We start from the raw sequence: 25,449 nt of genomic DNA, 5'->3' as shown, positions 1-25,449 counted from the left end.
ATGCTTGGCTTGACCCCGGCCGCTTGACCGCGCCTTCTGCGGGCTGGATAAAACGCCGTTTACCCACGTTTTGCGCTAATATTGAGCACTTGAAATTTTTTTTCGAAATAGCCCTTGTCACCTGCGAGAAAGTCCCTATAATGCGCCTCCACTGACCGGGAACAAACGCTAACGCGACGCCGGGTCGGGAAGGGAAAAGCGCCCGGTACGGGCAAATAAAAGCTTGACTCTTCAACGGGAAAGCGTAATATACGCAACCCGCGCCGGGTGAGTTTTGTTATCACGCTGGCCATGCTCTTTAACAATTTATCAGACAATCTGTGTGGGCACTCACAAGACCGTATCGAAACACAAAAATACCAAGTCTTGAAGAGTGAACAAACAGTTAATTCATAAGATTAACAGTATGACAATCTTTGAGCATCAAGCTTTTAATTGAAGAGTTTGATCATGGCTCAGATTGAACGCTGGCGGCAGGCCTAACACATGCAAGTCGAGCGGCAGCGGAAAGTAGCTTGCTACTTTGCCGGCGAGCGGCGGACGGGTGAGTAATGTCTGGGGATCTGCCTGATGGTGGGGGATAACTACTGGAAACGGTAGCTAATACCGCATAACGTCGCAAGACCAAAGTGGGGGACCTTCGGGCCTCACGCCATCGGATGAACCCAGATGGGATTAGCTAGTAGGTGAGGTAATGGCTCACCTAGGCGACGATCCCTAGCTGGTCTGAGAGGATGACCAGCCACACTGGAACTGAGACACGGTCCAGACTCCTACGGGAGGCAGCAGTGGGGAATATTGCACAATGGGCGCAAGCCTGATGCAGCCATGCCGCGTGTGTGAAGAAGGCCTTCGGGTTGTAAAGCACTTTCAGCGGGGAGGAAGGCGATAAGGTTAATAACCTTGTTGATTGACGTTACCCGCAGAAGAAGCACCGGCTAACTCCGTGCCAGCAGCCGCGGTAATACGGAGGGTGCGAGCGTTAATCGGAATTACTGGGCGTAAAGCGTACGCAGGCGGTCTGTTAAGTCAGATGTGAAATCCCCGGGCTTAACCCGGGAACTGCATTTGAAACTGGCAGGCTAGAGTCTCGTAGAGGGGGGTAGAATTCCAGGTGTAGCGGTGAAATGCGTAGAGATCTGGAGGAATACCGGTGGCGAAGGCGGCCCCCTGGACGAAGACTGACGCTCAGGTACGAAAGCGTGGGGAGCAAACAGGATTAGATACCCTGGTAGTCCACGCTGTAAACGATGTCGATTTGAAGGTTGTGGCCTTGAGCCGTGGCTTTCGGAGCTAACGCGTTAAATCGACCGCCTGGGGAGTACGGCCGCAAGGTTAAAACTCAAATGAATTGACGGGGGCCCGCACAAGCGGTGGAGCATGTGGTTTAATTCGATGCAACGCGAAGAACCTTACCTACTCTTGACATCCAGAGAAGTTTGCAGAGATGCGAACGTGCCTTCGGGAGCTCTGAGACAGGTGCTGCATGGCTGTCGTCAGCTCGTGTTGTGAAATGTTGGGTTAAGTCCCGCAACGAGCGCAACCCTTATCCTTTGTTGCCAGCACGTAATGGTGGGAACTCAAAGGAGACTGCCGGTGACAAACCGGAGGAAGGTGGGGATGACGTCAAGTCATCATGGCCCTTACGAGTAGGGCTACACACGTGCTACAATGGCGCATACAAAGAGAAGCGAACTCGCGAGAGCAAGCGGACCTCACAAAGTGCGTCGTAGTCCGGATTGGAGTCTGCAACTCGACTCCATGAAGTCGGAATCGCTAGTAATCGTGGATCAGAATGCCACGGTGAATACGTTCCCGGGCCTTGTACACACCGCCCGTCACACCATGGGAGTGGGTTGCAAAAGAAGTAGGTAGCTTAACCTTCGGGAGGGCGCTTACCACTTTGTGATTCATGACTGGGGTGAAGTCGTAACAAGGTAACCGTAGGGGAACCTGCGGTTGGATCACCTCCTTACCGAAATAGATACTAGATTGTGTAGTGTCCACACAGATTGTCTGATAACTGTAATGAGCAAACAGCTCGTATGGTTTTTTTTGCGAAGCAGCACTGCTTCGTGATCCTATCTTTGTCCCCTTCGTCTAGTGGCCTAGGACACTGCCCTTTCACGGCGGTAACAGGGGTTCGAACCCCCTAGGGGACGCCATATCCCGCTGTCTATTTCAGAGCACACTCTTATGAGTATGCTGCGAAATACATGCTCTTTAACAATCCGGAACAAGCTGAAAATTTGAAAAAAAACATGCTGAGCAAAATCAGTATGCGATTCTCTCAAAGCAAGCAAACCTAATAAGGTCGCCGTGTCGATGGCGCCCTTGTTGAGGGATGAGCGAGAAAGTCCCGGCCAAGGCGCACGGCGCGCAGCCAGCGGAGTGGACTGTATGTCCATGAGCATGGCGAGCACCGCGCAACACCGGCAGGGGCCTTTCGCAGCCATTCCGAAGACACTTTAGGGTTGTGAGGTTAAGTGAATAAGCGTACACGGTGGATGCCTAGGCAGTCAGAGGCGATGAAGGACGTGCTAATCCGCGAAATGCGCCGGTGAGCTGATATGAAGCGCTATCAGCCGGCGATGTCCGAATGGGGAAACCCAGTGCAATTCGTTGCACTATCATTACGTGAATCCATAGCGTATTGAGGCGAACCGGGGGAACTGAAACATCTCAGTACCCCGAGGAAAAGAAATCAACCGAGATTCCCCTAGTAGCGGCGAGCGAACGGGGAACAGCCCAGAGTCACCATCAGCATTTGTATCAGGAGAACGGTCTGGAAAGTCCGGCAACACAGGGTGATAGCCCCGTATCCGAAGGTGCAAGTGCTGTGAGCTCGATGAGTAGGGCGGGACACGTGATATCCTGTCTGAAGATGGGGGGACCATCCTCCAAGGCTAAATACTCCTGACTGACCGATAGTGAACCAGTACCGTGAGGGAAAGGCGAAAAGAACCCCGGCGAGGGGAGTGAAATAGAACCTGAAACCGTGTACGTACAAGCAGTGGGAGCCTTGATTTATCAGGGTGACTGCGTACCTTTTGTATAATGGGTCAGCGACTTATATTCTGTAGCAAGGTTAACCGAATAGGGGAGCCGTAGGGAAACCGAGTCTTAACTGGGCGTTAAGTTGCAGGGTATAGACCCGAAACCCGGTGATCTAGCCATGGGCAGGTTGAAGGTTGGGTAACACTAACTGGAGGACCGAACCGACTAATGTTGAAAAATTAGCGGATGACTTGTGGCTGGGGGTGAAAGGCCAATCAAACCGGGAGATAGCTGGTTCTCCCCGAAAGCTATTTAGGTAGCGCCTCGTGAATTCATCTTCGGGGGTAGAGCACTGTTTCGGCTAGGGGTCCACCCCGGATTACCAACCCGATGCAAACTGCGAATACCGAAGAATGTTACCACGGGAGACACACGGCGGGTGCTAACGTCCGTCGTGAAGAGGGAAACAACCCAGACCGCCAGCTAAGGTCCCAAAGTCATGGTTAAGTGGGAAACGATGTGGGAAGGCATAGACAGCCAGGATGTTGGCTTAGAAGCAGCCATCATTTAAAGAAAGCGTAATAGCTCACTGGTCGAGTCGGCCTGCGCGGAAGATGTAACGGGGCTAAACCATGCACCGAAGCTGCGGCAGCGATACCTTCGGGTATTGTTGGGTAGGGGAGCGTTCTGTAAGCCTGCGAAGGTGGCCTGTGAGGGCTGCTGGAGGTATCAGAAGTGCGAATGCTGACATAAGTAACGATAAAGCGGGTGAAAAGCCCGCTCGCCGGAAGACCAAGGGTTCCTGTCCAACGTTAATCGGGGCAGGGTGAGTCGACCCCTAAGGCGAGGCCGAAAGGCGTAGTCGATGGGAAACAGGTTAATATTCCTGTACTGGGTGTGACTGCGAAGGGGGGACGGAGAAAGCTAGGTTCGCCGGGCGACGGTTGTCCCGGTTTAAGCGTGAAGGTGGAAAGAGCAGGTAAATCCGCTTTTTCATTCAACACTGAGGCGTGATAACGAGCCACTACGGTGGTGAAGGAATTGATGCTACGCTTCCAGGAAAAGCCTCTAAGCTCCAGGTCACATCGAATCGTACCCCAAACCGACACAGGTGGTCAGGTAGAGAATACCAAGGCGCTTGAGAGAACTCGGGTGAAGGAACTAGGCAAAATGGTGCCGTAACTTCGGGAGAAGGCACGCTGGCATTAGGTGGAGGGACTTGCTCCCCGAGCTGAAGCCAGTCGCAGATACCAGCTGGCTGCAACTGTTTATTAAAAACACAGCACTGTGCAAACACGAAAGTGGACGTATACGGTGTGACGCCTGCCCGGTGCCGGAAGGTTAATTGATGGGGTTATCCGTAAGGAGAAGCTCTTGATCGAAGCCCCGGTAAACGGCGGCCGTAACTATAACGGTCCTAAGGTAGCGAAATTCCTTGTCGGGTAAGTTCCGACCTGCACGAATGGCGTAATGATGGCCAGGCTGTCTCCACCCGAGACTCAGTGAAATTGAACTCGCTGTGAAGATGCAGTGTACCCGCGGCAAGACGGAAAGACCCCGTGAACCTTTACTATAGCTTGACACTGAACATTGAGCCTTGATGTGTAGGATAGGTGGGAGGCTTTGAAGTGTGGACGCCAGTCTGCATGGAGCCAACCTTGAAATACCACCCTTTAATGTTTGATGTTCTAACTCCGGCCCGTAATCCGGGTCGAGGACAGTGTCTGGTGGGTAGTTTGACTGGGGCGGTCTCCTCCTAAAGAGTAACGGAGGAGCACGAAGGTTAGCTAATCACGGTCGGACATCGTGAGGTTAGTGCAAAGGCATAAGCTAGCTTGACTGCGAGAGTGACGGCTCGAGCAGGTGCGAAAGCAGGTCTTAGTGATCCGGTGGTTCTGAATGGAAGGGCCATCGCTCAACGGATAAAAGGTACTCCGGGGATAACAGGCTGATACCGCCCAAGAGTTCATATCGACGGCGGTGTTTGGCACCTCGATGTCGGCTCATCACATCCTGGGGCTGAAGTAGGTCCCAAGGGTATGGCTGTTCGCCATTTAAAGTGGTACGCGAGCTGGGTTTAGAACGTCGTGAGACAGTTCGGTCCCTATCTGCCGTGGGCGTTGGAAGATTGAGAGGGGCTGCTCCTAGTACGAGAGGACCGGAGTGGACGCACCACTGGTGTTCGGGTTGTCATGCCAATGGCATTGCCCGGTAGCTACGTGCGGAAGAGATAACCGCTGAAAGCATCTAAGCGGGAAACTTGCCTCGAGATGAGTCTTCCCTGTGGCTTTAAGCCACCTGAAGGGACGTTAAAGACGATGACGTTGATAGGTCGGGTGTGTAAGCGCAGCGATGCGTTGAGCTAACCGATACTAATGACCCGTGAGGCTTAACCTTACAACACCTAAAGTGTTTGACGCAAAGAGAGCGTTGCCCCCAGGGGTGGCGAGAGAATTTTCAGCTTGTAACGGAAAGTATTAAACACAACCGGTCGAGATATTGACGGGTTGTCAACAACGCGGAGCGTTGGCCTTGCACAGGGGAAATGACAAAATCGCCGGGAGCGATTTTGTACAGCGCACAGCGCTGGCCCGCAGGGCGAGTCTCAGGATGAGACGAGAAATTTGCCTGGCGGCACTAGCGCGGTGGTCCCACCTGACCCCATGCCGAACTCAGCAGTGAAACGCCGTAGCGCCGATGGTAGTGTGGGGTCTCCCCATGCGAGAGTAGGGAACTGCCAGGCATCCATTAAGACCAATACCTTGAGCGAAGCGAAAGGCGTTGGTCAAGCACCGCAAACGGTTTTAACATGCGTTGACCCCGCAAATGTTATGTTTGGGTGTAGTACCGAATCGTGGTGCGGTAGTTCAGTCGGTTAGAATACCGGCCTGTCACGCCGGGGGTCGCGGGTTCGAGTCCCGTCCGCACCGCCACCCTAAATAAGGCCCTGAACATATGTTCAGGGTTTTTTTTATGCCTGATGTTACCCCTGCTATCTCACGACAAATATTTTCCCTTCCTCACGCACTATCCCCGCTGGGCAAACTCCAGGGTAAAATCATTATTTATCATAGATCTTTGACTAATTAATGCGGCCCATTAATAACAGGCAAATCGTTAGGCGGCGGGGCAAACAGGCGCATGGCCCCGGTTAAAACAAATTTTATGGTACAATGAGTGAAACCGATGCCGTATTGTGCTTCGGCGTTGAATTTAAAAATTAAACATTCTATAAAAGATCATGATCGTAACAATGTCTGTGGATAAAAAATAGCTGTCCAAATGAATCCATTAATCATGACACAGACGCAAAAGAAACAGTTAAATAGGCGGTAACCGTGGCAAAAAAAACATATTCAGTCAGGTATGTTGCGGGACAGCCGGTTGAGCGTATTTTCCCCCCACTTGCCTTCAGTCGCCTTGGTCAAGCGTTGCCTCCCGGCGAGCCGTTGCCGGGATCCAAGCTATTGCGGGTAATGGTCTGGAACATCTACAAACAGCAGCGTGCTGATTGGCTCTCCGTGCTGCAAGGGTTCGGCAAGGATGCCCAACTGGTATTATTGCAGGAGGCACAAACCACGCCGGAGCTGGTGAGGTTTGCTACATCAAATTATCTGGCGACCGACCAGGTGCCGGCACTGATATTTCCGCAGCATCCGTCGGGTGTCATGACATTGTCCGCGGCACATCCGGTTTATTGTTGCCCGCTGCGCGAGCGGGAACCGCTGCTGCGTTTGGCGAAATCCGCCCTGGTCACCGTTTATCCCCTGTATGACGGGCAACTGATGATGGTGGTCAATATCCATGCGGTTAACTTCAGCCTGGGCGTGGACGTCTACAGCAAGCAGCTGGGGCCGATTGGCGAGCAAATCCTGAATCATCAGGGACCGGTGATCATGGCGGGTGATTTTAATGCCTGGAGCCGGCAGCGGATTACGGCTTTATATCGTTTTGCCGATCGGATGACGTTGCGCGAAGTGAAGTTTATCGACGATCAGCGCCGCCGCGCTTTTGGCCGTCCGCTGGATTTTGTGTTTTACCGGGGGCTGAAAGTCACCGAGGCATCGGTACTGGTCACGCAGGCCTCGGATCATAATCCGCTGCTGGTTGAGTTTGAACCCCATAAGCGCACCGATAAATCGGTGCCGGAAACCAAAATCGTCGGAATACCGAATGCCGGTTAGGTGAGCGGGGCATGATCCAGGCATAAAAAAAACAAGCACCGCGGTGCTTGTTTTTTTATGTGCCGTAACCCGTCAGGAGTCGGTGGCTTTGCCGTTGACAAACAACGTCAGCTTCAGGCCTGGCTGCAAGGTGCCGGCATTATCCAGCGCGCCGTTCCAGCGCTTGACGTCCTGTATATCGACACCGTGCCGTTTGGCAATGCTGGACAAAGAATCACCCTTACGTACCCGGTAGGTGATGCTGCCGCCGTTATTGGCCACCGGCAGCGCCTGTCCGGCTTTGCCGCCGAGGCTATTGTCCGCCACCTGCAATGTTTGCCCGACTTTCAGGCTGCTGCTGGTACGCAGGTTGTTCCATTTCAACAAGTCGCTCGCCTTCACATTCAGACGTTTGGCAATGCCCGACAAGGTATCTCCGGAACGTACCTGGTATTTCGCGCCGCTGACTGCCGTATCCGCCAACTGGGTGGATTGCTGCACCGCTGCGATGTCGCCTACCGCCAGCGAATCCCTCAGCTGTGTGGCGTGGGCTTTGGGCAACATAATGTAATGCGGGCCGTTTGGCGCGGTTACGTTACGCTTGTAGCCGGTATTGAAGCTTTTCAGCTTCGTTAACGACAAACCCGACATTTCCGCCGCCTGGCTCAAACCTATTTGCTGACCCACTTCCACGCGCGCTAAAGCGCGGTCGTCATTGCTTTTCGGCAGGGCGACGCCGTATTGTTTGCTATTCTTAATAATATTACTAAGCGCAAGCATTTTCGGCACATAGATAGTGGTCTCGCGCGGCAATGACAGTGCCCAAAAATCGGTGGGTTTCCCCTTCGCTTTATTGGATTTCATCGCCTGAATGACCCGTCCTTCACCGCTGTTATAAGCAGCAATCGTCAACAACCAATCACCGTCGAACATGCGATTGAGACGTTGCATCATATCGAGTGCAGCGGTGGTGGACGCGACGACATCGCGACGACCGTCATACCATTGGTTTTGCTTTAGGCCATAATTCCTGCCAGTTGTGGGCACAATCTGCCAAAGGCCAGCCGCGTTTGAGGCGGATGTTGCCTTAGGGTCAAAAGCGCTCTCCACTATGGGTAGCAGTACCAGTTCCATCGGCATTTTTCGTTGCTTAATCTGCTCGACAATCCAGTACATGTACGGCTCTGCCCGTAATGTTACATCGTGGAGATAGCTCTTATTACTTAAATAACGCTTTTTTTGCTCGCGGATCCGGGCGTTTTCCGGTATCTGCATCTTCAGCTCGTCGCTAATGAAGTTCCACAAATCAGGCTGCGCGAGGCTTGAATCTCCAAGCCATCGCGCCGAGATCGCTCGGCCGTCTGTGTACTTTCCTGCTTCACCTTGACCTGCCGAAGAAACACTCTGTGCATGCTGTTCGGGAGGTGAGTCGGCCGACCTGGACGACTGACAACCCACGAGCAAGACCGAGGCGATTAAGATCGCATGAGTCTTCATTCTGTATGTCAATAGTTGCTTAAAAGACAAGCAATAATACTTTGAACATTCCGACATTACAACCTAAACCTTCAGAAATGATCCTTCTTCTCCCGTAATAAGGCAAAAATACGCCATTCCTCGTGCAGTGCATGATGTGGGTCTAACTTTCTTTGTAAATCAATGTCATGGCAACGTAAGAATAGGTTAATTTTACCCTCTAAATGTAGTTTTGAGGGCAGGCTGGCTTGGTTTTTTGCCCGTAACTGCTTAATTTCACGCTCATAAGCGGCGATCGTTGTATCTTCGGGTAATATCGACCGCGCAAAGGCCAGATTGGCTAAAGTATACTCATGCGCGGCGCAGAGCAATGTCTCGGGTGGTAGTTGTTTAACTTTTTGAAAAGACTCATACATTTGCTTTGGCGTGCCTTCGAATAAACGCCCGCAGCCGGCGGAAAATACCGTGTCGCCACAAAATAAATAGGGCGCGCTATAAAATCCGATATGTCCTAATGTGTGGCCGGGCAAGGCCAGCACGGAAAAGGACATATTAAGCGCTTCCACCCGATCGTTTTCCCCGACAATATGGTCGGCGCCCTTGGCGGCGGTCTCCTGCGGTCCATAGACCGGGACATCGAAATGCCGGCGCAGCTCCGGCACGCCGCTCACATGATCCTGGTGGTGATGGGTTAAAAAGATAGCTTTCAGCGTCAGGCGCCTGGCGGTCAGTTCAGCGATGACCTGCGCCGACTCGCCGGGGTCGACGATAATGCATTCCTGGGCGTCGTTATGCAAAAGCCAAATGTAATTATCCGCAAACGCGGGAATACTGATAAGATTCATTGATCACCTCTGTTCATTTTTTCTTATGGCACTTAGAAGATAGTCAAACATGAAACCAGCGCAAATTACGCAGCCTATCATCGCGCCAACCTCATGGGATGACCTCCCATACGGAGCTAACTACCGTCGGGCGCTGGAGACCAGCCTGTTGCCCTGGTGGCCCAAATTATTCGGTTTTCATCTCATTAAAATAGGCGCGCTCAGCGGGGACATCGATACCAGTGAATGCGCTATTTCACATCAGGTCAATGTCGGCATCAAAGGTGATAACCTGGACGTCATCGCCGATCCCTTTCAATTGCCGTTCGCCAACAAATCCACCGACGCCTGCCTGCTGGCCCACACGCTGTCCTACACCTCGGATCCGCACCGTCTGCTGCGGGAAATCGACCGGGTGTTGATTGATGACGGCTGGCTGATTATTACCACGTTCAACCCGGTGAGTCTGCTGGGCATCGGCAAACTCTGCCCAATCGTGCAGCGCCGGCAGCCCTATCGCAGCCGGATGTATACCCAGATGCGGTTACTGGACTGGCTTAGCGTGCTGAATTTTGAAGTGATGCACCGTTCGCGTTTCCAGGTGCTGCCGTGGCGTCGCCGGGGCGGGCGTCTGTTGAGCGAGCATCTGCCCGCTATTGGATGCCTGAGCATGATTGTCGCGCGCAAACGTACCTTCCCGCTCACGCTCAATCCCCTGAAAAGCAAAACCCTCAAGGCGTCGCTCCGGCGCACGGTAGGCGCCGCCAGCCGGAGCAACTGATGCGCCCGCTATTTTTCCGGCTGGTAACCGATATCGTCGAACGCCGGATTGCACGCCGCGCTGCGGGCAAGCTCGTCGCAGCGTTCGTTTTCCGGATGGCCGGCATGGCCCTTTACCCAATCCCAGCGCAGGACATGGGTTTGGATAGCTAAATCCAGCCGCTGCCACAGATCAACATTTTTGACCGGTTTCTTTTCGGCAGTTTTCCAGCCGCGCTTTTTCCAGTTATGAATCCATTGGGTAATGCCCTGGCGTACATACTGGCTATCGGTGCTGATAACCACTTCGCAGGGGTCTTTAAGCGCCTCCAGCGCGACAATGGCCGCCATGAGTTCCATGCGGTTGTTGGTGGTAAGCCGGTAACCGGCGCTGAATATTTTTTCATGCTGCTTATAGCGCAGTATGGCACCGTATCCGCCCGGGCCGGGATTGCCCAGACAAGATCCATCGGTGAAAATTTCTACCTGTTTCTGCATCTCTGGTAGACTACCTTCATGTTAAAAAAACCAAGTCTGACATAAATGAACGCAACGGGCACTGGAATTACGCGCCAGATTGTTCTGGATACTGAAACCACCGGTATGAACAAACTGGGGGTTCATTACGAAGGTCATAAGATCATCGAGATCGGCGCGGTCGAGGTCATCAACCGTCGGCTTACCGGCAGGCACTTCCATGTTTACCTGAAGCCGGATCGGCTGGTCGACCCGGAAGCCTATAATATCCATGGCATCAGCGATGAATTCCTGGCGGATAAACCCACGTTTGAGCAGGTGGCGGACGAATTTATCGAGTTTATCCGCGGCGGCGAGCTGGTCATCCATAACGCGCCCTTCGATATCGGCTTTATGGATTACGAGTTCGGCAAGCTTAACCGCGGGATCGGCAAAACCGATACCTTCTGTAAAGTCACCGATAGCCTGTTCCTGGCGCGTAAACTCTTCCCGGGCAAACGCAACAGCCTGGATGCGCTTTGCGATCGTTATTTGATCGATAATACCAAGCGTACCCTGCACGGCGCCTTGCTTGACGCCGAAATCCTGGCGGAAGTGTACCTGGCCATGACCGGCGGGCAGACGTCGATGCGTTTTTCCATGGAAGGGGAGAGCGGGCGGCGCAACGCTGACGGCGGCGAGAATATTCAGCGGGTGGTGCGCGCGCAGTCGCAGCTAAAGGTTATTTATGCCAGCGAGGAGGAAATGGCGGCGCATGAATCACGGCTCGACCTGGTGAAGAAAAAGGGCGGCAGCTGTTTGTGGCGACCGGAAAGCGAAGAGCAAACACACTGATATCCGCTATTCCGGCTGAATAAACAACGTTATGTCCAAATAATCGCCAAACAACATATTGCCGGGTGAAAAGCATTGACGACGACCGGCGCTGACCGTACTATTCGCCTCGCTTTCCCGACAAAGCACATGTGCGGTGTGGTAGTTCAGTCGGTTAGAATACCGGCCTGTCACGCCGGGGGTCGCGGGTTCGAGTCCCGTCCACACCGCCAACTAATTCCCAATGGGCTGCTGCGTTTACGCTGCGGCCCATGTTGTTTTTTAACACCCTTGGCGAGCGCGCGGCGTGTTTCTGGTTAACCTCTTTTGCGATAGCGCGGCGTGTTTCAGGCGCCGCGCGATGTCACGATAATAATCTAGGCGCCCGTCAGCCTGCGTATTGGGCAATGCCGTTGCCAAACGACCAATTCTCTTTCTTTACTTCGATAAGATTAATAAACACATCCTCGGGCGATACGCCCAGCGCCTCGCGCAGTCCACCGGCAATGGTTTTGTAGAGCGATTTTTTCTGCTCGATGCTGCGGCCCTCATTCAGGGTAATCTGGATGATGACCAGCTTATCCGTACGGTTAATGCCGAGGTAACCGGCATCATAAATAAAATGATCGCCGTCGTGCTCGCCGAGAATCTGGAAATTATCATGTTCGGGCACATTGATGGCGCTTTTCATCGCCTGATAAACGACTTTACCCACCCGGCCAATATAGGTCGGGTCGGGATTTTTCTTGATATCGATACGAACCAGCGGCATAACGTTCACTCCACGGCAAAATTGAAGAATATCCGGCCATCCGACTATCCATGGCCGCGAATGCAGCAATAGTAGGGTATGACCCCACGCCATGCAAGAGCACGTTCCCCGGAGGGTATACCGGCAGTGCCGTAGCGGATGGCGGGTGGGCAGGCGGTGGTATTTCTGCTGGTGAGAGAACTATCCGCGCCTTTTTGCAGACTAAACTTAGACACCGGATCTTTAAAAGGAACTGATCATGAGTGAAGCGACCGACAAAAAAAGTTTTTCGTTTAATAAAAACTATCCGCGCGACCTGATCGGTTATGCCGGCAAGCCTCCTCACGCCGCCTGGCCGGAACAGGCCCGCATAGCAGTGCAGTTCGTGCTGAATTACGAAGAAGGTTCCGAAAACAGCGTATTGCATGGCGATACGGGATCCGAGCAGTTTCTGTCGGATATTATCGGCGCGGCAAGCTACCCCGAGCGCCATATGTCCATGGAATCTTTATATGAGTACGGATCCCGTGCCGGTTTCTGGCGCATCCAGCAGGAGTTTGAACGGCGCGGGTTGCCGCTGACCGTGTTCGGCGTAGCTATGGCGTTGGCGCGTAATCCCGCGGTGGTCGAGGCCATCAAAGGCGCGGGTTACGATGTGGTCAGCCATGGCTGGCGCTGGCTGCATTATCAGGGGATGGACGCCAAAACCGAGCGCCAGCATATGCAGCAGGCGATAGACACGTTAACCGAACTGTTCGGCAAGACGCCGCTGGGCTGGTATACCGGCCGTGATAGTCCCAATACCCGCAGGCTGGTGGTGGAACATGGCGGCATTCTCTACGACAGCGATTATTATGGCGACGACTTGCCCTTTTGGACTCAGGTGGCCTGTACGGACGGCTCGGTAAAACCGCATCTGATCATCCCTTATACCCTCGAGGCGAACGATATGCGGTTTAACACGCCGCAGGGATTTAACAGCGGCGAGCAATTTTTCACTTATCTTAAAGACAGCTTTGACGTGTTGTACGCGGAAGGGGAAACGTCGCCGAAAATGATGTCGGTGGGGATGCATTGCCGGATACTCGGGCGGCCAGGACGTTTCCGTGCCCTGCAGCGTTTCCTGGATTATGTGCAGCAGCATGAGCGGGTCTGGATTTGCCGCCGGCAGGACATCGCCGATCACTGGATAACCCATCATCCTTTCGCGGCCGGGCATACCACGCCGGAAGATAAACCGGCCTGAAATCCCTCCCGCGCGCTCTCGACCGGCCAAGCGCGGGGAGGGCCGTTTCAGCTCATCTGGCTGATATGCGCGGCGACAATGCGCCAGCCGCAGGCCAGTTTGACCCAGGTCTGGGTTTGACGACCGATCTTATCGTTGCCAGAGCGGGTAAATTCGGTGCAGGCCACCGCCAAATCATCGCCAAAGGTGGTGATGGCCGTATTTTGCAACACCCGATCCAGGCCCGCCGGCGACCGCGCCGCCCGGAAAGCCTGGATGGCCTCGATACCGTACAGGTTTTCACCGGCGCCGTACCTGACGGTGCGGGGATCGTGCCAGAACAGCTCGTCGAGCGTGGCGACATCATTCGTGATCAGCGCTTGTTCATATTGGTAAAAGGCGGCGTTAACTTCCGCCAGGATGGCCGGACGATCGATATATTCACTTTTCATGCTGCGTTTACTCTTGCTATGGTCACGTTGACAATGCCGCGCTGCTCCGGTGCCCAGGGGTAGCGGCTAGAGTAACATTGCCGGGGTCCGCCGGTATCATTATCTTTACTCAATGCTGGATTAAGCAAGAGACGTTCCAATATAACCGCGGGGCACGGCCCGGGCGGGCGCAGACGCACGCCAATGGTGCGCTGGCGAATGAGGTTTTTTGGTGCGCGGGTGAGTGATGTTGCGCTGTAATGGTGCGTTGCCTGCCGGAGAGTATGCCGTTGCGTCGCCGCCCCATAGATATTGCGCGCATCTTGCCCGGCGCATTATGCAGGCTATGGCGCGCAAATGCCGGCAATCCACCGTGGCCGCACCATGGCACGGCAGTTGCACAGGGCAGTTGCATAAGGCAGTTGCAGTAGTTATCGCCATCCAGGCAAGCGTTACGGTTCAGGCGCATTCTTTATGCCGCTCATCCGCCCCGGCGCGGTGCGCCGGCCTGCGAAGCGGCGGGCTGTGCCGGACGGCGATCATCTCTTTATTGTTCCGCGTCGATACAGGGTCGCGGCCCAGCGTGGGACTGACAACCGGCAGAGGAGACGGCCTATGACGCTCGATGAATTTAATCAGGCCCCGCAGTCGGCGGTGGCGGAGCTCCTGCTCGCCTGCGCGGCTATCCCCGCCTGGGCCGGGAAAATCGTGGCGGCCAGGCCGTTTACCTGCGTGGATCAGCTGCTGGCGTTTGCCGGTGAGCTGGCGCTGGCCTGGCGCGCGGAACAGGTGGACCTTGCCCTGGCGCATCATCCCCGCATCGGTGAACGCCCCGGCGGCGATAGTGCCGGCGCCGGACATTCCCTGCGCGAGCAGGCGGGGGTCGATCCTGCCGACGCGCGTCTGGCCGCCGATTTGCGGGAGGGCAACCGGCGCTACGAACAACGCTTCGGGCAGGTGTTCCTGATCCGCGCCGCCGGGCGCAGCGGTCATGAAATCCTGGCGAACCTGCGCCGCCGCCTGGATAATAGCCCCGAAGAGGAAACGCGCGAAACCGCGCTGCAGTTAAGGGAAATCGCCCTGCTACGTTTAAGCAAGGAGCTGGAGGAATGTTGATGACCGGTTGCAAGATTACCACCCATATCCTGGATACCTCACGGGGCACGCCGGCGGTACAGGTGAAGGTGAAGCTGGAAAGGGAAAAGTATTTCACATGGGAGGCGATCGCGCGGGGATTAACCGACAGCGACGGCCGGCTCACCACGCTAACGCCCGACGGCATACCGCCGGGACATTACCGGCTTAGCGCGGCATTCGGCGCCTGGTTTGCCCAACAGGGCATCAGCGCCTTATACGGCTCGGCAATAATCGATTTTTTTGTGCGCGAAGAGCAGGACCATCTGCATTTACCCCTGCTGATCAATCCCTACGGCTGGTCCACCTACCAGGGCAGTTAAGCCAGGCCGGCGGCACCGGGCGCGGGCGCATCAAGCGTAAAGCTATCGGCGTCGAGCCAGGCGGGAAACGCCGCGCGATACTCGCGCAGGCTGGCGAGGGATAGAGTGGCATCCAGGCGCTCGGCCCGCCCCGGCCCGCCCTGGGCCAGCACGTTACCCGCCGGGTCAATAATCATGCTGTCGCCGCTGTACTGATGACCGTTGCCGTCGGTGCCGACGCGGTTGCAGCCCGCGACATAGGCCTGGTTCTCGATGGCGCGGGCCGCCAGCAGGGTTTGCCAGTGAGACGCGCGCGGCGCCGGCCAGTTGGCGACATACAGCGCCAGATCGTAATCCTGGCGGTTGCGCGACCATGCCGGAAAGCGCAGGTCATAACAAACCTGCGGCAGGATGCGCCAGCCGCGCCAGTCCACCACCACCCGCTTTTGTCCGGCCTGGTAGTGATGATGCTCATCCGCCATGCGAAACAGATGGCGTTTATCATAAAGATGAACCCGACCCTGCGGTGCTACCAGCAAAAAGCGGTTCACCGCGCCCTCCGGCGTGCCGATGGCCGCGCTGCCGCCGATCATGGCGCCGGTGGCGTCGGCCCATTGTTGCAGCCACGCCACCACCCGGCCCTGCGGCAGCGCGCGGCCGGCCGCTTCCATGGCGAAGCCGGTGGTGAACATTTCCGGCAGGATAATCAGATCGCGTCCCTGGGCGTCGGCCAGCAGGCCGTCGAAATGAGCCAGGTTAGCCTCGCCGTCCATCCAGGCCAGAGGCTGTTGCAACAGGCTGATATTCAAAGTTGACATAAACGCTCCGCGGCGGCATCAAGGGTGGCATCCTGTTTGGCAAAACACAGCCGGATCAGTTTGTGGGCAAAGGGATCGGCGCAGAACACCGACAAGGGAATGGCGGCAACGCCGACGTTCACGGTGAGCCACCGGCAGAACGCCACATCATCCATATCCGAGACCGCGCTATAGTCGGCCAGCAGGAAATAGGTGCCCTCGCAGGGCAACAACTCCAGCCGGCTCGGCGCCAGCGCCTGCACCAGGTGATCGCGCCGGTCGCGGTAAAACGCGGGCAACTGTCGCCAATGTTGCGGCTCGTCGCGCAGCATATCGGCCAGCGCCAGCTGCGCCGGGGTATTGACGGCAAAGGTCAGGTACTGATGAATCTTACGTACTTCGGCGCTGAGCGCCGCCGGAGCCACGCAATAACCTACCTTCCAGCCGGTCATATGGTAGGTTTTACCGAATGACGAGACGGCAATGGCGCGCTGGCGCAGCTCGGGGTGCGTCAGCACGCTGGCATGGCCGCCGGCGGCAAAACAGATATGTTCATACACCTCGTCGCTGAGCACATAGATTTCCCGCCCGGCGATGGCCTGCCAAAGCGCAGCGAAATCGTCGTCCCGCCATACAGTGGCGGAGGGATTATGCGGCGTGTTCAGGATCACCAGGCGGGTGCGATCGTTAAGCTGCGCGCCAAACGCCGCCCAGTCGACGCGAAACGACGGCGGCGTCAGCGCAATGTGCCGGGTCACGCCGCCGGCCAGGGTGACCGCCGGGGCGTAGCTGTCATAGCTGGGATCAAAGCAGATCACTTCATCACCGGCGCGCACCAGGGCGCTGATGGCGGCGAACAGGGCTTCCGTGGCCCCGGCAGTGACCGTAACCTCCTGATCCTGGTCTGGCCGCCAGCCGTACAGTTGTTCGGTTTTATCGGCAATCGCCGCACGCAGCGCAGGTACGCCGGTCATCGGCGCATATTGATTAGACCCTTGGGCCACATGGTACGCCAGCCGCGCCTTAAGATGTTCCGGGCCGTCAAAATCCGGGAACCCCTGCGAGAGGTTGATGGCCTGGTGCTGCTGCGCCAGCGCGCTCATCTGGGTGAAAATAGTGGTGCCCAAGGCGGGGAGTTTGCTTTGCGGAACGTAGATGCTGCTCATGGCTAATTACCACTCTTAAAAGCCGGTTTTTACCTCAATATAACACGCTCAGCATAATTAACAATCGGGACGTTTAGATGGTTAAACGGCTAAATCCGCCGTTGGGCGAGTTTTATATCGCAGCACCTAAACGGCGCAAAAGCGATAACATACTCTCACTCTTCTGTTTTTGGCCCGATGACATTTCAGTCGGTCAAAACGACTGAATTAATAGGACAAATTTTTTCGGCAGCATGCGGTGCTTAAAAAGGCCACTATAATTGCTTCTTTGAACCGCAACGGAATGAGAGACAGATGATTAACGCAAAAAGAATCGCAGCACCCCTGGTTATCGGCTTTGGGCTGCTTTCCGGTTTTGCCCAGGCGGCGACCCAGACCTATGCCATGGATCCCGCGCACACCTCAGTGGTGTTCTCCTGGAACCATTTTGGCTTTTCCAATCCGACCGCTGATTTTTCAAACGTTACCGGTAATATTCATCTGGATGATGCCGACATCGCCCGTTCGACGGTGGATGTATCTATTCCGGTTGCCACGGTGGATACCCACGTCAAGGCGCTGACGGACGATTTCAAGGGTAAGGACTATTTCGATCTGGCCGCTTACCCCCTGGCCACGTTCCGCAGCACAAAAATCGTCAGCGAGGGCGCCAATAAATATAAAGTTTACGGTGAACTGAAAATTAAAAATATCACCAAACCGGTGATCCTGGACGCGGTGCTGAACAAAAAAGGCGAGCATCCGATGGCGAAAAAACAGGCGGTCGGGTTTAATGCCACCACCACCATCAAGCGCTCTGATTTTGCCATGGACAAATATGTGCCTATGGTCAGCGACGCCGTGGCTATCAGCATTTCCACCGAGGCCCTGGTGAAGTAACGGTCATGGCGTGAATGCAACCCCACCGGCCGGCGCCAGGCCCGCCGGTGCAAGCGCCGCCGTTGGGCGCAGCGCCGGCGGGCATAGTCTCCGCCGTCGTTGCTTCGCCGTTGCTTTTTGCGGCATCACCATTCCATCCTGGCTCTAAACTGCAAATTCCATGTGGTAACGCAAGGGCACGGGATTAACTTCGCTTCTCGTGGTTTAGCCGATCCGGTAAACTGATGGCTGGGATAACGATTAAATTAGCCAGCCTATACCGAGGGAACCATGTATCAGGACTTGATTCGTAGTGAACTTAACGAAGCGGCGGCAACGCTTGCCAAATTTCTCAGCGACGATCGCCATCTGCAGTCGATAGAAGACGCCGCCATTATGATTGCCGATTCTTTTAAAGCCGGCGGCAAGGTGCTCTCCTGCGGCAACGGCGGTTCCCATTGCGACGCCATGCATTTCGCCGAGGAACTGACCGGCCGTTATCGCGATAACCGCCCGGCGTATCCGGCCATCGCCATTTCCGATCCCAGCCACCTGTCCTGCGTCAGCAATGATTTTGGCTACGACTTTGTCTTTTCACGTTACGTGGAAGCGCTGGGTAATAAAGGCGATGTCCTGCTGGGCATCTCCACGTCCGGCAATTCGGCCAATATCATCCGCGCCGTGGCGGCGGCCCGCGCCAAAGGCATGAAAGTCATCGTGCTCACCGGCAAGGACGGCGGCAAGATGGCCGGCACCGCCGACGTGGAAATCCGTGTGCCGCATTTCGGTTATGCCGATCGTATTCAGGAAATCCATATCAAGGCGATCCATATCCTGATCCAACTGATTGAAAAAGAGATGGCGGCGGGCGCGTAATTACGGCGTTCAGACGCCCTGGCATAGGAGACGGGTCATGTGCGAACTGCTCGGGATGAGTGCCAATGTACCGACGGACATTTGCTTCAGCTTTACCGGGTTAGTACAACGCGGCGGCCGTACGGGGCCGCACAAGGATGGCTGGGGTATCACCTTTTACGAGGGCATGGGCTGCCGGACCTTCAAGGATCCGTTGCCGAGTTTCAATTCGCCTATCGCCCGGCTGGTGCAGGATTATCCGATTAAATCCTGCGCGGTGGTGTCGCATATCCGCCAGGCCAACCGCGGCAAGGTGTCGTTGGAAAATACCCATCCGTTTACCCGCGAGCTGTGGGGACGCAACTGGACCTTCGCCCATAACGGCCAGCTGCGGGGGTTTCGCCAGTTGGATACCGGCTGTTATCGCCCGGTGGGGAAAACCGACAGCGAATATGCCTTTTGCTGGCTGCTGGCCCGGCTGGCGGCGCGCTATCCGCGCACCCCGGCTAACTGGCCGGCGGTATTTCGCTATATTGCGGTGCTTGCCGGCGAGCTGCGGCAAAAGGGCATCTTCAATATGTTGCTGTCGGACGGCCGTTTTGTGATGGGGTATTGTTCCACGAATCTGTATTGGATCACCCGGCGGGCGCCGTTTGGCAAGGCGACATTGCTTGACCAGGATGTGGAGATCGATTTCCAGCAGCAGACCACGCCAAACGACGTGGTCACCGTTATCGCCACGCAGCCGCTGACGGGGAATGAAACCTGGCACAAGATTGCGCCAGGGGAGAGCGTATTATTTCGTTTCGGAGAGCGCGAACTGTGAAATTACCGGGGTGCCGCTGTTTAACTGCAGCGGCGCGTTGATGGTGTATTGACCGTTGACGACCGCCACCGCCGGCGGCTGGTGGTAGCGGGCAAAATAGGCATAACCCGGTTCAAGTGAACGCCAGAAAGGATAATACGTCGAAAAACGGTGGCGCTGCAGGTTTGCCTCGGTCATCCGGAACGGGAAAATATGGATATTGACCTGGGCCTGTCCGTTTTGCAACGCGGCTTCCACATAATGATAAATTTCGGCGATATATCCATCGGTCATGGCATAACAGCCAATAGAACGGCAGTCGCCATGGATCATTAGCATCGCGCCGGAATAGCCTTGCGATTGATCGTAGGCGTTGGGAAAACCGATATTTATCGCCCGATAATAATGACTGTTCGGATTTAGGTTACGGTTGGTAATTGAATAAAACCCTTCCGGGCTTTTAAAATCCCCTTCCCGGCGTTTCGGACCCAGGCCGCCGGAGAAATTACAAATGCGGTAGCTGCCCAGCATGCGGTATTCATTACCCATTTTGGCATACAGTTCAAGCGTTCGTTCTTCTTTAAAGATCTGAATAAAAACCGGTGAGCCTAATAGTTGTGCCTTTAATTCTTTCGATACCTGCGTCTGCGCCTGCTCACTGGCATAACTGACGGACGTCATGGCCGGTATACAAAACAATATCGCAAACAACAGCGCGATTTTGCCCATTATCATTCCTGCGTAGTCAAAATAATAAAGATGCCGGGCAACGGGGCGTTGTCGGCGGACCCTTTAAAAAACGGCAAGTAAAACAACTAAAACAGCGACAAGATATCACTGCCTGTATATTTATCAAGATACGTTTTGTATAAATTCGTCGTCTTACTGTATACTTGTACAGTTAAGGGGGATAAATGCGTAAAATCATACATGTCGATATGGATTGCTTCTTCGCGGCGGTGGAAATGCGCGACGATCCGACTTTACGCGATATCCCCATCGCCATCGGCGGCCGGGCGGACCGGCGCGGGGTCATCAGCACCGCTAATTATCCGGCCCGGGTATTCGGCGTGCATAGCGCCATGTCGACCGCCATGGCGCTGAAACTCTGCCCGCATTTAAAACTGCTGCCCGGGCGCATGGCGGCCTACAAAGAAGCCTCGGAACATATCCGGCATATATTCAGCCAATATACGCCGCTGATTGAACCGCTGTCGCTGGACGAAGCTTTCCTGGATGTGACGGACAGCCATCATCACAGCGGGTCGGCTACGCTGATGGCCCAGGCCATCCGCCGCCAGATTGCCGACGAGCTGAACCTTACCGCCTCGGCGGGCGTGGCGCCGGTAAAATTCTTAGCCAAGATTGCTTCGGACCTGAATAAGCCCAACGGACAGTATGTGATTACTCCCGGGGACGTGCCGGCTTTTCTGGCGCAGTTGCCGTTAGGCAAAATACCCGGCGTGGGTAAAGTCACCGCCAAAAAACTCGCCGACATGGGCTTAACGACCTGCCTGGATGTACAACGCTGTGATCTGGCGACGCTGCTGCGGCAGTTTGGTAAATTCGGCCGGGTGATCTGGGAGCGTTCACAGGGTATCGACGAACGGGAGGTCTCGTCCGATCGCCTGCGCAAATCCGTCGGCGTCGAGCGCACGCTGGCGGAAGATATCGTCGCCTGGGTAGAGTGCGAGGCCATTATCGAACAGCTTTACCCGGAACTGGAGCGACGTCTTGGCCGGGTCAGGCCGGATCTGCATATCGCCCGGCAGGGCATTAAGCTGAAGTTCGCCGATTTCCAGCAGACCACCCAGGAGCATGTCTGGCCGAAGTTGAACAAAGAGGATTTGCTGCATATTGCGCGGCAGGCCTGGGAGCAGCGGCGCGGCGATCGCGGCGTGCGGCTGGTGGGGCTGCATGTAACGTTATTGGATCCGCAAATCGAGCGTCAGCTCATGCTTAATTGGGAAGACGATTTGCGCCACCGGCCTCTTCCCTGAGGCGCGGGGGCGTTACGCTTTAGTGCTTTTCAGGAATGGCTTTCAGCAGCGCGGTAAGCAATATCCAGTATTGGCCGACGCTTTTAATATGCACCTGTTCATCCGGGGAGTGCGGTCCTGTAATGGTCGGCCCGATGGACACCATATCCATGCGCGGATAGGGTTTTTTAAACAGACCGCATTCAAGACCGGCGTGGATCACCTGGATATTGGGGGTTTTGTTAAACAGCTTCTGGTAGGTCTCGCGCACCAGATGCATCACCGGCGAATTGGCGTCCGGTTTCCAGCCCGGGTAGCTGCCCTTGGCGGCTGTTTCGGCGCCGGCCAACTGGCCCAGGGCGGTGAGCGTGCCCACCACCTCTTCCTTGCCGCTGTCGATAAGCGAGCGGATCAGGCAGCGAATCATCGCTTGATCCGTCGCCATCGAGACCACGCCGACGTTCAGCGAGGTTTCCACCACGCCTTTGACGTCGTCGCTCATGCGGATCACGCCGTTGGGCGTGGCGTTAAGCAGGGCGATAAACCGATCGCCGCAGGCTTTGGTCAGCGCCTGCGCGTCCGATGTCGCCGGCTCAATCTCAATCGCCAGTTTCTTTTCCACCGCCGCCAGTTCGGCCTTGATCACCGCCAGGTATTCCTGCGCCAGGGCGTTCAGGCTCTCGGCGTTTTCCTGCGGCAGGGCGAGGGTGGCAAAGGCCTCGCGCGGAATGGCGTTACGCAGCGTGCCGCCGTTAAGATCCAGCAGGCGGATATCCAGCTTTTGCGCGTGCCGGGACAGGAAACGGGCCAGCAGTTTATTGGCGTTGCCCAGTCCCAGGTGGATATCGCCGCCGGAATGGCCGCCTTTCAGTCCTTTAACGGTCAGCTTGAGGATCTGGTAGCCGGCCGGCACCGCCTCGCGCTCAAGGGGCAGGACGGTTTTAAAATCAACCCCGCCGGCGCAGCCCATATAGATTTCGCCTTCTTCCTCGGAATCGGTATTGATCAGGATCTCGGCCTGCAGCCAGCCCGGCTGTAAACCAAAGGCGCCCGCCATGCCGGTTTCCTCGGTCATGGTCAGCAACACTTCCAGCGGGCCGTGCTGCACACTGTCGTCGGCCAGCACCGCCAGCGCGGAGGCCATGCCGATACCGTTATCGGCGCCGAGCGTGGTGCCGCGTGCCTTGACCCAGTCGCCGTCGACATAAGGCTGGATGGGATCGGTGGTAAAATCATGGATGGTATCGCTGTTTTTCTGCGGCACCATATCCAGATGCGCCTGCAGCACCACCGGCTGGCGTTTCTCATACCCCGGCGTGGCGGGCTTGCGCAGCAGGACATTGCCGACCGCGTCGCGCTCCCCATGCAAGCCTTTTTCCTGCGCCCAGCGCAGGATATGGGTAGCCAGCGCTTCTTCATGATAAGAGGGATGGGGAATGGAGCAGATCTTGGCGAATATCTGCCATAACGGCTGAGGTGAAAGTTGAGTCAGTTCAGACACGATAAAAACTCCTGTTACAACGTAAGACCCGGTCTGGTCATTAATAAACAGCCCGCAGACGGTCGGATGGTTACCAAAGAGAAATAAAGAATACCACTTTACTTTGCCCGGGTGGGAAACCGCGGTTAAAAAGGGAGGTAGCGCTGGTATTTCGGCGGTGGCGTCTTTATAATCTCGCGCAACCTTTTTTCCCTGTACTTTTAAGCCGACCCAATCCGGCTGGGACAGCATTTATGAGCGAAAAATACGTCGTAACCTGGGACATGTTGCAAATTCAGGCGCGGAAACTGGCCCAACGGCTACTCCCCGCAGAACAGTGGAAGGGCATTATCGCGGTCAGCCGCGGCGGCCTGGTCCCGGGATCGCTGCTGGCGCGCGAGCTGAATATCCGCCACGTGGACACCGTTTGCATCTCCAGCTATGACCATAACAACCAGCGCGAACTCAAGGTGCTTAAACGCGCCGAGGGCGACGGCGAAGGCTTTATCGTCATTGACGACCTGGTGGATACCGGCGGCACCGCCAAAGCCATCCGCGATATGTACCCCAAAGCCCATTTCGTGACGATTTTCGCTAAGCCCGCCGGCCGGCCGCTGGTGGATGACTATATGGTCGATATTCCTCAGGACACCTGGATCGAACAGCCATGGGATATGGGCGTGGTGTTTATTCCCCCGTTAGTCGGTAAATAAACAGCGGGGAAATAGTCCGTCGCACCCTCGCCCCGGGTTGGCTTCACGGCCGTTAATCCGGGGATGATTCCCGACCGCACGCCCGGCACCATGCCGGGCGTTGGTTTATTTGTCGCGCAATGAGCAATCTTGCTAATATAACCCCTCATTCATAGATTTTGGCTGATGGAGGCAATAGCTCAATGAGCGGCACCAATCTGAGCGAAGTACTGTTTAAACCCACGTTCAAGCAACAGGAAACCTCGACACTGGTCACCCGGCCGCGCCATATCGGCAGGCAAGCCGCCATCCTCGCCGCCCTCGAGGGCACCAACCCCGGTAATTGGTATCGCATGATCAACCGCCTGCTGTGGATTTGGCGCGGTATCGATCCCTGGGAGATTGAAGAGGTGCTGGCCCGTATCGCCGCCAGCAAAAGCGAAAGGACCGACGATCGCCTGCTGGATACCGTGATCGGCTACCGGCCCGGCAACTGGATTTATGAGTGGTCCCATCAGGGCATGGCGTGGCAACAGCGCGGCATGGATGAGCCGGATGCCGCGCTTGCCGGGCGGCATTGGCTGCAGGCGGCCAATTTCTACAGCGTGGCCGCGTATCCCCATTTGTGCGGCGACCTGTTGGCGGAACAGGCGCAAACCCTGGCCAACCGCGCCTGGGAGGAAGCCGCCTCCCGGCTCAGCTATGAGCTGAAAGCGCTGACCTTCCCCGTTGCCGGCGGCGGCAGCGTGACGGGATTTTTGCATTTGCCGGCGCAGGGAAAAGGCCCGTTTCCCACCGTACTGGTGTGCGGTGGCCTGGATATGCTGCAAAACGACACCTACCGCCTGTTCCATGACTATTTTGCCCCGGCGGGCCTGGCAATGTTGACCATTGATATGCCGTCCATCGGTTTTTCGTCGAAATGGACCCTGAACCAGGATTCCAGCTTTCTCCACCAGCAGGTGTTAAAAGGCCTGGCGGATATTCCGTGGGTCGACCCCAGGCGCGTCATGGCTTTCGGGTTTCGTTTCGGCGCCAATATCGCCGTCCGGCTGGCGTATCTGGAGTCCCGGCGCCTGCGCGGCGTCGCCTGCCTCGGACCGGTGGTGCACGCGCTGCTTACCGATCCGGCGCGCCAGGATCAGGCGCCGGATATGTATATGGACGTGCTGGCCAGCCGCATGGGCATGGCCAACGCCTCGGATGCGGCGCTGAAAATCGAGCTGAGCCGTTATTCGCTCAAGATCCAGGGACTGCTGGGCAGGCGCTGCCCAACGCCGATGCTGTCCGGCTTTTGGGATAACGATCCCTTTAGCCCGAAGGAAGAGGCCGCGCTTATCGCGTCGTCATCGTTGTCCGGCACCTTATTTCGCATAAAATCGGCGCCGGTGTATCAGAATTTTCATCGGGCGCTGCTCGAAATCCGCGACTGGCTGGCAAAATGTGACTAAGTAAGTTTGCTTAA

The 25,449-nt window shown here is 55.8% G+C and carries 20 protein-coding genes, 3 tRNA genes, 3 rRNA genes and 1 pseudogene; 18 read left to right on the top strand and 9 right to left on the bottom strand.

Features of this window, described 5'->3' with window-relative positions:
* Positions 1-432 precede the first annotated feature (432 nt).
* The 6 genes from ACL2XN_RS12215 (at position 433) to ACL2XN_RS12190 (ending at position 7,181) form a co-directional block, all read left to right on the top strand.
* Positions 433-1,975 (top strand): 16S ribosomal RNA (locus tag ACL2XN_RS12215).
* Between the two features lie 114 nt (positions 1,976-2,089).
* Positions 2,090-2,165 (top strand) — tRNA-Glu (locus tag ACL2XN_RS12210).
* A 315-nt stretch (positions 2,166-2,480) separates the two neighbouring features.
* Positions 2,481-5,394 (top strand): 23S ribosomal RNA (locus ACL2XN_RS12205).
* Positions 5,395-5,624: 230 nt separating this feature from the next.
* Positions 5,625-5,740, top strand: a 5S ribosomal RNA gene (gene rrf, locus ACL2XN_RS12200).
* Together the 16S, 23S and 5S rRNA genes with 2 tRNA genes alongside form the textbook arrangement of a ribosomal RNA operon.
* 113 nt (positions 5,741-5,853) lie before the next feature.
* Positions 5,854-5,930 (top strand) — tRNA-Asp (locus tag ACL2XN_RS12195).
* 405 nt (positions 5,931-6,335) lie between these two features.
* Positions 6,336-7,181 carry an endonuclease/exonuclease/phosphatase family protein gene (locus ACL2XN_RS12190; protein ID WP_410016300.1) on the top strand — a complete coding sequence of 282 codons (846 nt, stop codon included), beginning with the start codon at positions 6,336-6,338 and terminating at the stop codon, positions 7,179-7,181.
* 72 nt (positions 7,182-7,253) lie between these two features.
* On the opposite strand, the gene mltD is transcribed toward ACL2XN_RS12190, so the two are convergent.
* Together mltD and gloB are read right to left on the bottom strand one after the other, a co-directional pair.
* A complete protein-coding gene (gene mltD, locus ACL2XN_RS12185) occupies positions 7,254-8,657 on the bottom strand; it encodes a murein transglycosylase D (protein ID WP_410016299.1) in 1,404 nt (467 codons plus the stop codon).
* Positions 8,658-8,728: 71 nt separating this feature from the next.
* On the bottom strand, positions 8,729-9,481 hold the full coding sequence (gene gloB, locus ACL2XN_RS12180) for a hydroxyacylglutathione hydrolase (protein WP_413730896.1): 753 nt from the start codon (positions 9,479-9,481) through the stop codon (positions 8,729-8,731).
* 49 nt (positions 9,482-9,530) lie between these two features.
* Between gloB and ACL2XN_RS12175 the strand changes: the two genes are divergently transcribed.
* A complete protein-coding gene (locus ACL2XN_RS12175; RefSeq protein ID WP_410016297.1) occupies positions 9,531-10,241 on the top strand; it encodes a class I SAM-dependent methyltransferase in 711 nt (236 codons plus the stop codon).
* 8 nt (positions 10,242-10,249) lie between these two features.
* On the opposite strand, the pseudogene rnhA reads toward ACL2XN_RS12175, so the two are convergent.
* A pseudogene (gene rnhA / locus ACL2XN_RS12170) lies at positions 10,250-10,818 on the bottom strand (ribonuclease HI).
* Here rnhA and dnaQ point away from each other — a divergent pair.
* The gene (gene dnaQ, locus ACL2XN_RS12165; RefSeq protein WP_410016296.1) at positions 10,763-11,530 is read left to right on the top strand and encodes a DNA polymerase III subunit epsilon; all 768 of its coding nucleotides are present in this window, start codon (positions 10,763-10,765) and stop codon (positions 11,528-11,530) included. The pseudogene rnhA and the gene dnaQ sit on opposite strands and share 56 nt — an antisense overlap.
* Positions 11,531-11,665: 135 nt before the next feature.
* Positions 11,666-11,742 (top strand) — tRNA-Asp (locus ACL2XN_RS12160).
* 155 nt (positions 11,743-11,897) lie between these two features.
* Here the strand turns inward: ACL2XN_RS12160 and ACL2XN_RS12155 are convergent.
* Positions 11,898-12,281 (bottom strand): tautomerase family protein, encoded by a 384-nt coding sequence (locus ACL2XN_RS12155; RefSeq protein WP_410016295.1) that lies wholly within the window; start codon positions 12,279-12,281, stop codon positions 11,898-11,900.
* A gap of 238 nt (positions 12,282-12,519) precedes the next feature.
* Here ACL2XN_RS12155 and puuE point away from each other — a divergent pair, with 238 nt between their 5' ends.
* Positions 12,520-13,506, top strand: a complete 987-nt coding sequence (gene puuE, locus ACL2XN_RS12150; protein WP_413722192.1) for an allantoinase PuuE — start codon at positions 12,520-12,522, stop codon at positions 13,504-13,506.
* Positions 13,507-13,553: 47 nt separating this feature from the next.
* Here puuE and hpxZ read toward each other — a convergent pair whose 3' ends face one another.
* Positions 13,554-13,937 (bottom strand): oxalurate catabolism protein HpxZ, encoded by a 384-nt coding sequence (gene hpxZ, locus ACL2XN_RS12145; RefSeq protein WP_410016293.1) that lies wholly within the window; start codon positions 13,935-13,937, stop codon positions 13,554-13,556.
* 594 nt (positions 13,938-14,531) lie between these two features.
* Between hpxZ and uraD the strand changes: the two genes are divergently transcribed.
* Together uraD and uraH are read left to right on the top strand one after the other, a co-directional pair.
* Entirely contained in the window at positions 14,532-15,032 is a 501-nt protein-coding gene (gene uraD, locus ACL2XN_RS12140; protein WP_413730895.1) for a 2-oxo-4-hydroxy-4-carboxy-5-ureidoimidazoline decarboxylase, read from the top strand.
* Positions 15,032-15,373 carry a hydroxyisourate hydrolase gene (gene uraH / locus ACL2XN_RS12135; RefSeq protein WP_413722194.1) on the top strand — a complete coding sequence of 114 codons (342 nt, stop codon included), beginning with the start codon at positions 15,032-15,034 and terminating at the stop codon, positions 15,371-15,373. The genes uraD and uraH overlap by 1 nt, the downstream gene beginning before the upstream one ends.
* On the opposite strand, the gene ACL2XN_RS12130 is transcribed toward uraH, so the two are convergent.
* The gene (locus ACL2XN_RS12130; RefSeq protein ID WP_413730894.1) at positions 15,370-16,170 is read right to left on the bottom strand and encodes an amidohydrolase; all 801 of its coding nucleotides are present in this window, start codon (positions 16,168-16,170) and stop codon (positions 15,370-15,372) included. The genes uraH and ACL2XN_RS12130 overlap by 4 nt on opposite strands.
* A complete protein-coding gene (locus ACL2XN_RS12125; RefSeq protein WP_413727103.1) occupies positions 16,158-17,315 on the bottom strand; it encodes a pyridoxal phosphate-dependent aminotransferase in 1,158 nt (385 codons plus the stop codon). The genes ACL2XN_RS12130 and ACL2XN_RS12125 overlap by 13 nt, the downstream gene beginning before the upstream one ends.
* Before the next feature lie 294 nt (positions 17,316-17,609).
* Between ACL2XN_RS12125 and ACL2XN_RS12120 the strand changes: the two genes are divergently transcribed.
* From ACL2XN_RS12120 to ACL2XN_RS12110, 3 genes are all read left to right on the top strand, one after another.
* Entirely contained in the window at positions 17,610-18,194 is a 585-nt protein-coding gene (locus tag ACL2XN_RS12120) for a YceI family protein (protein ID WP_413722196.1), read from the top strand.
* A 270-nt stretch (positions 18,195-18,464) separates the two neighbouring features.
* A complete protein-coding gene (lpcA, locus tag ACL2XN_RS12115) occupies positions 18,465-19,049 on the top strand; it encodes a D-sedoheptulose 7-phosphate isomerase (RefSeq protein WP_413722197.1) in 585 nt (194 codons plus the stop codon).
* A gap of 37 nt (positions 19,050-19,086) precedes the next feature.
* The gene (locus ACL2XN_RS12110) at positions 19,087-19,854 is read left to right on the top strand and encodes a class II glutamine amidotransferase (RefSeq protein WP_410016286.1); all 768 of its coding nucleotides are present in this window, start codon (positions 19,087-19,089) and stop codon (positions 19,852-19,854) included.
* Here ACL2XN_RS12110 and dpaA read toward each other — a convergent pair.
* A complete protein-coding gene (dpaA, locus tag ACL2XN_RS12105) occupies positions 19,825-20,562 on the bottom strand; it encodes a peptidoglycan meso-diaminopimelic acid protein amidase (protein WP_410016285.1) in 738 nt (245 codons plus the stop codon). The genes ACL2XN_RS12110 and dpaA overlap by 30 nt on opposite strands.
* Positions 20,563-20,747: 185 nt before the next feature.
* Between dpaA and dinB the strand changes: the two genes are divergently transcribed.
* Positions 20,748-21,833 (top strand): DNA polymerase IV, encoded by a 1,086-nt coding sequence (gene dinB / locus ACL2XN_RS12100; protein WP_413722198.1) that lies wholly within the window; start codon positions 20,748-20,750, stop codon positions 21,831-21,833.
* A 19-nt stretch (positions 21,834-21,852) separates the two neighbouring features.
* On the opposite strand, the gene pepD is transcribed toward dinB, so the two are convergent.
* Positions 21,853-23,313, bottom strand: a complete 1,461-nt coding sequence (pepD, locus tag ACL2XN_RS12095; RefSeq protein WP_410016283.1) for a beta-Ala-His dipeptidase — start codon at positions 23,311-23,313, stop codon at positions 21,853-21,855.
* A gap of 233 nt (positions 23,314-23,546) precedes the next feature.
* Between pepD and gpt the strand changes: the two genes are divergently transcribed.
* Both gpt and frsA read left to right on the top strand, forming a co-directional pair.
* Entirely contained in the window at positions 23,547-24,005 is a 459-nt protein-coding gene (gene gpt / locus ACL2XN_RS12090; RefSeq protein ID WP_162367625.1) for a xanthine phosphoribosyltransferase, read from the top strand.
* Positions 24,006-24,187: 182 nt separating this feature from the next.
* The gene (frsA, locus tag ACL2XN_RS12085; RefSeq protein ID WP_413722199.1) at positions 24,188-25,435 is read left to right on the top strand and encodes an esterase FrsA; all 1,248 of its coding nucleotides are present in this window, start codon (positions 24,188-24,190) and stop codon (positions 25,433-25,435) included.
* The last annotated feature ends 14 nt before the right edge of the window (positions 25,436-25,449 follow it).

Origin of the sequence: Sodalis sp. RH22 (assembly GCF_047324165.1) — a bacterium.
GTDB lineage: Bacteria > Pseudomonadota > Gammaproteobacteria > Enterobacterales > Enterobacteriaceae > Acerihabitans.
The sequence above is the reverse complement of the archived record's forward strand: the minus strand, read 5'-3'. Positions and strand labels throughout refer to the sequence as shown.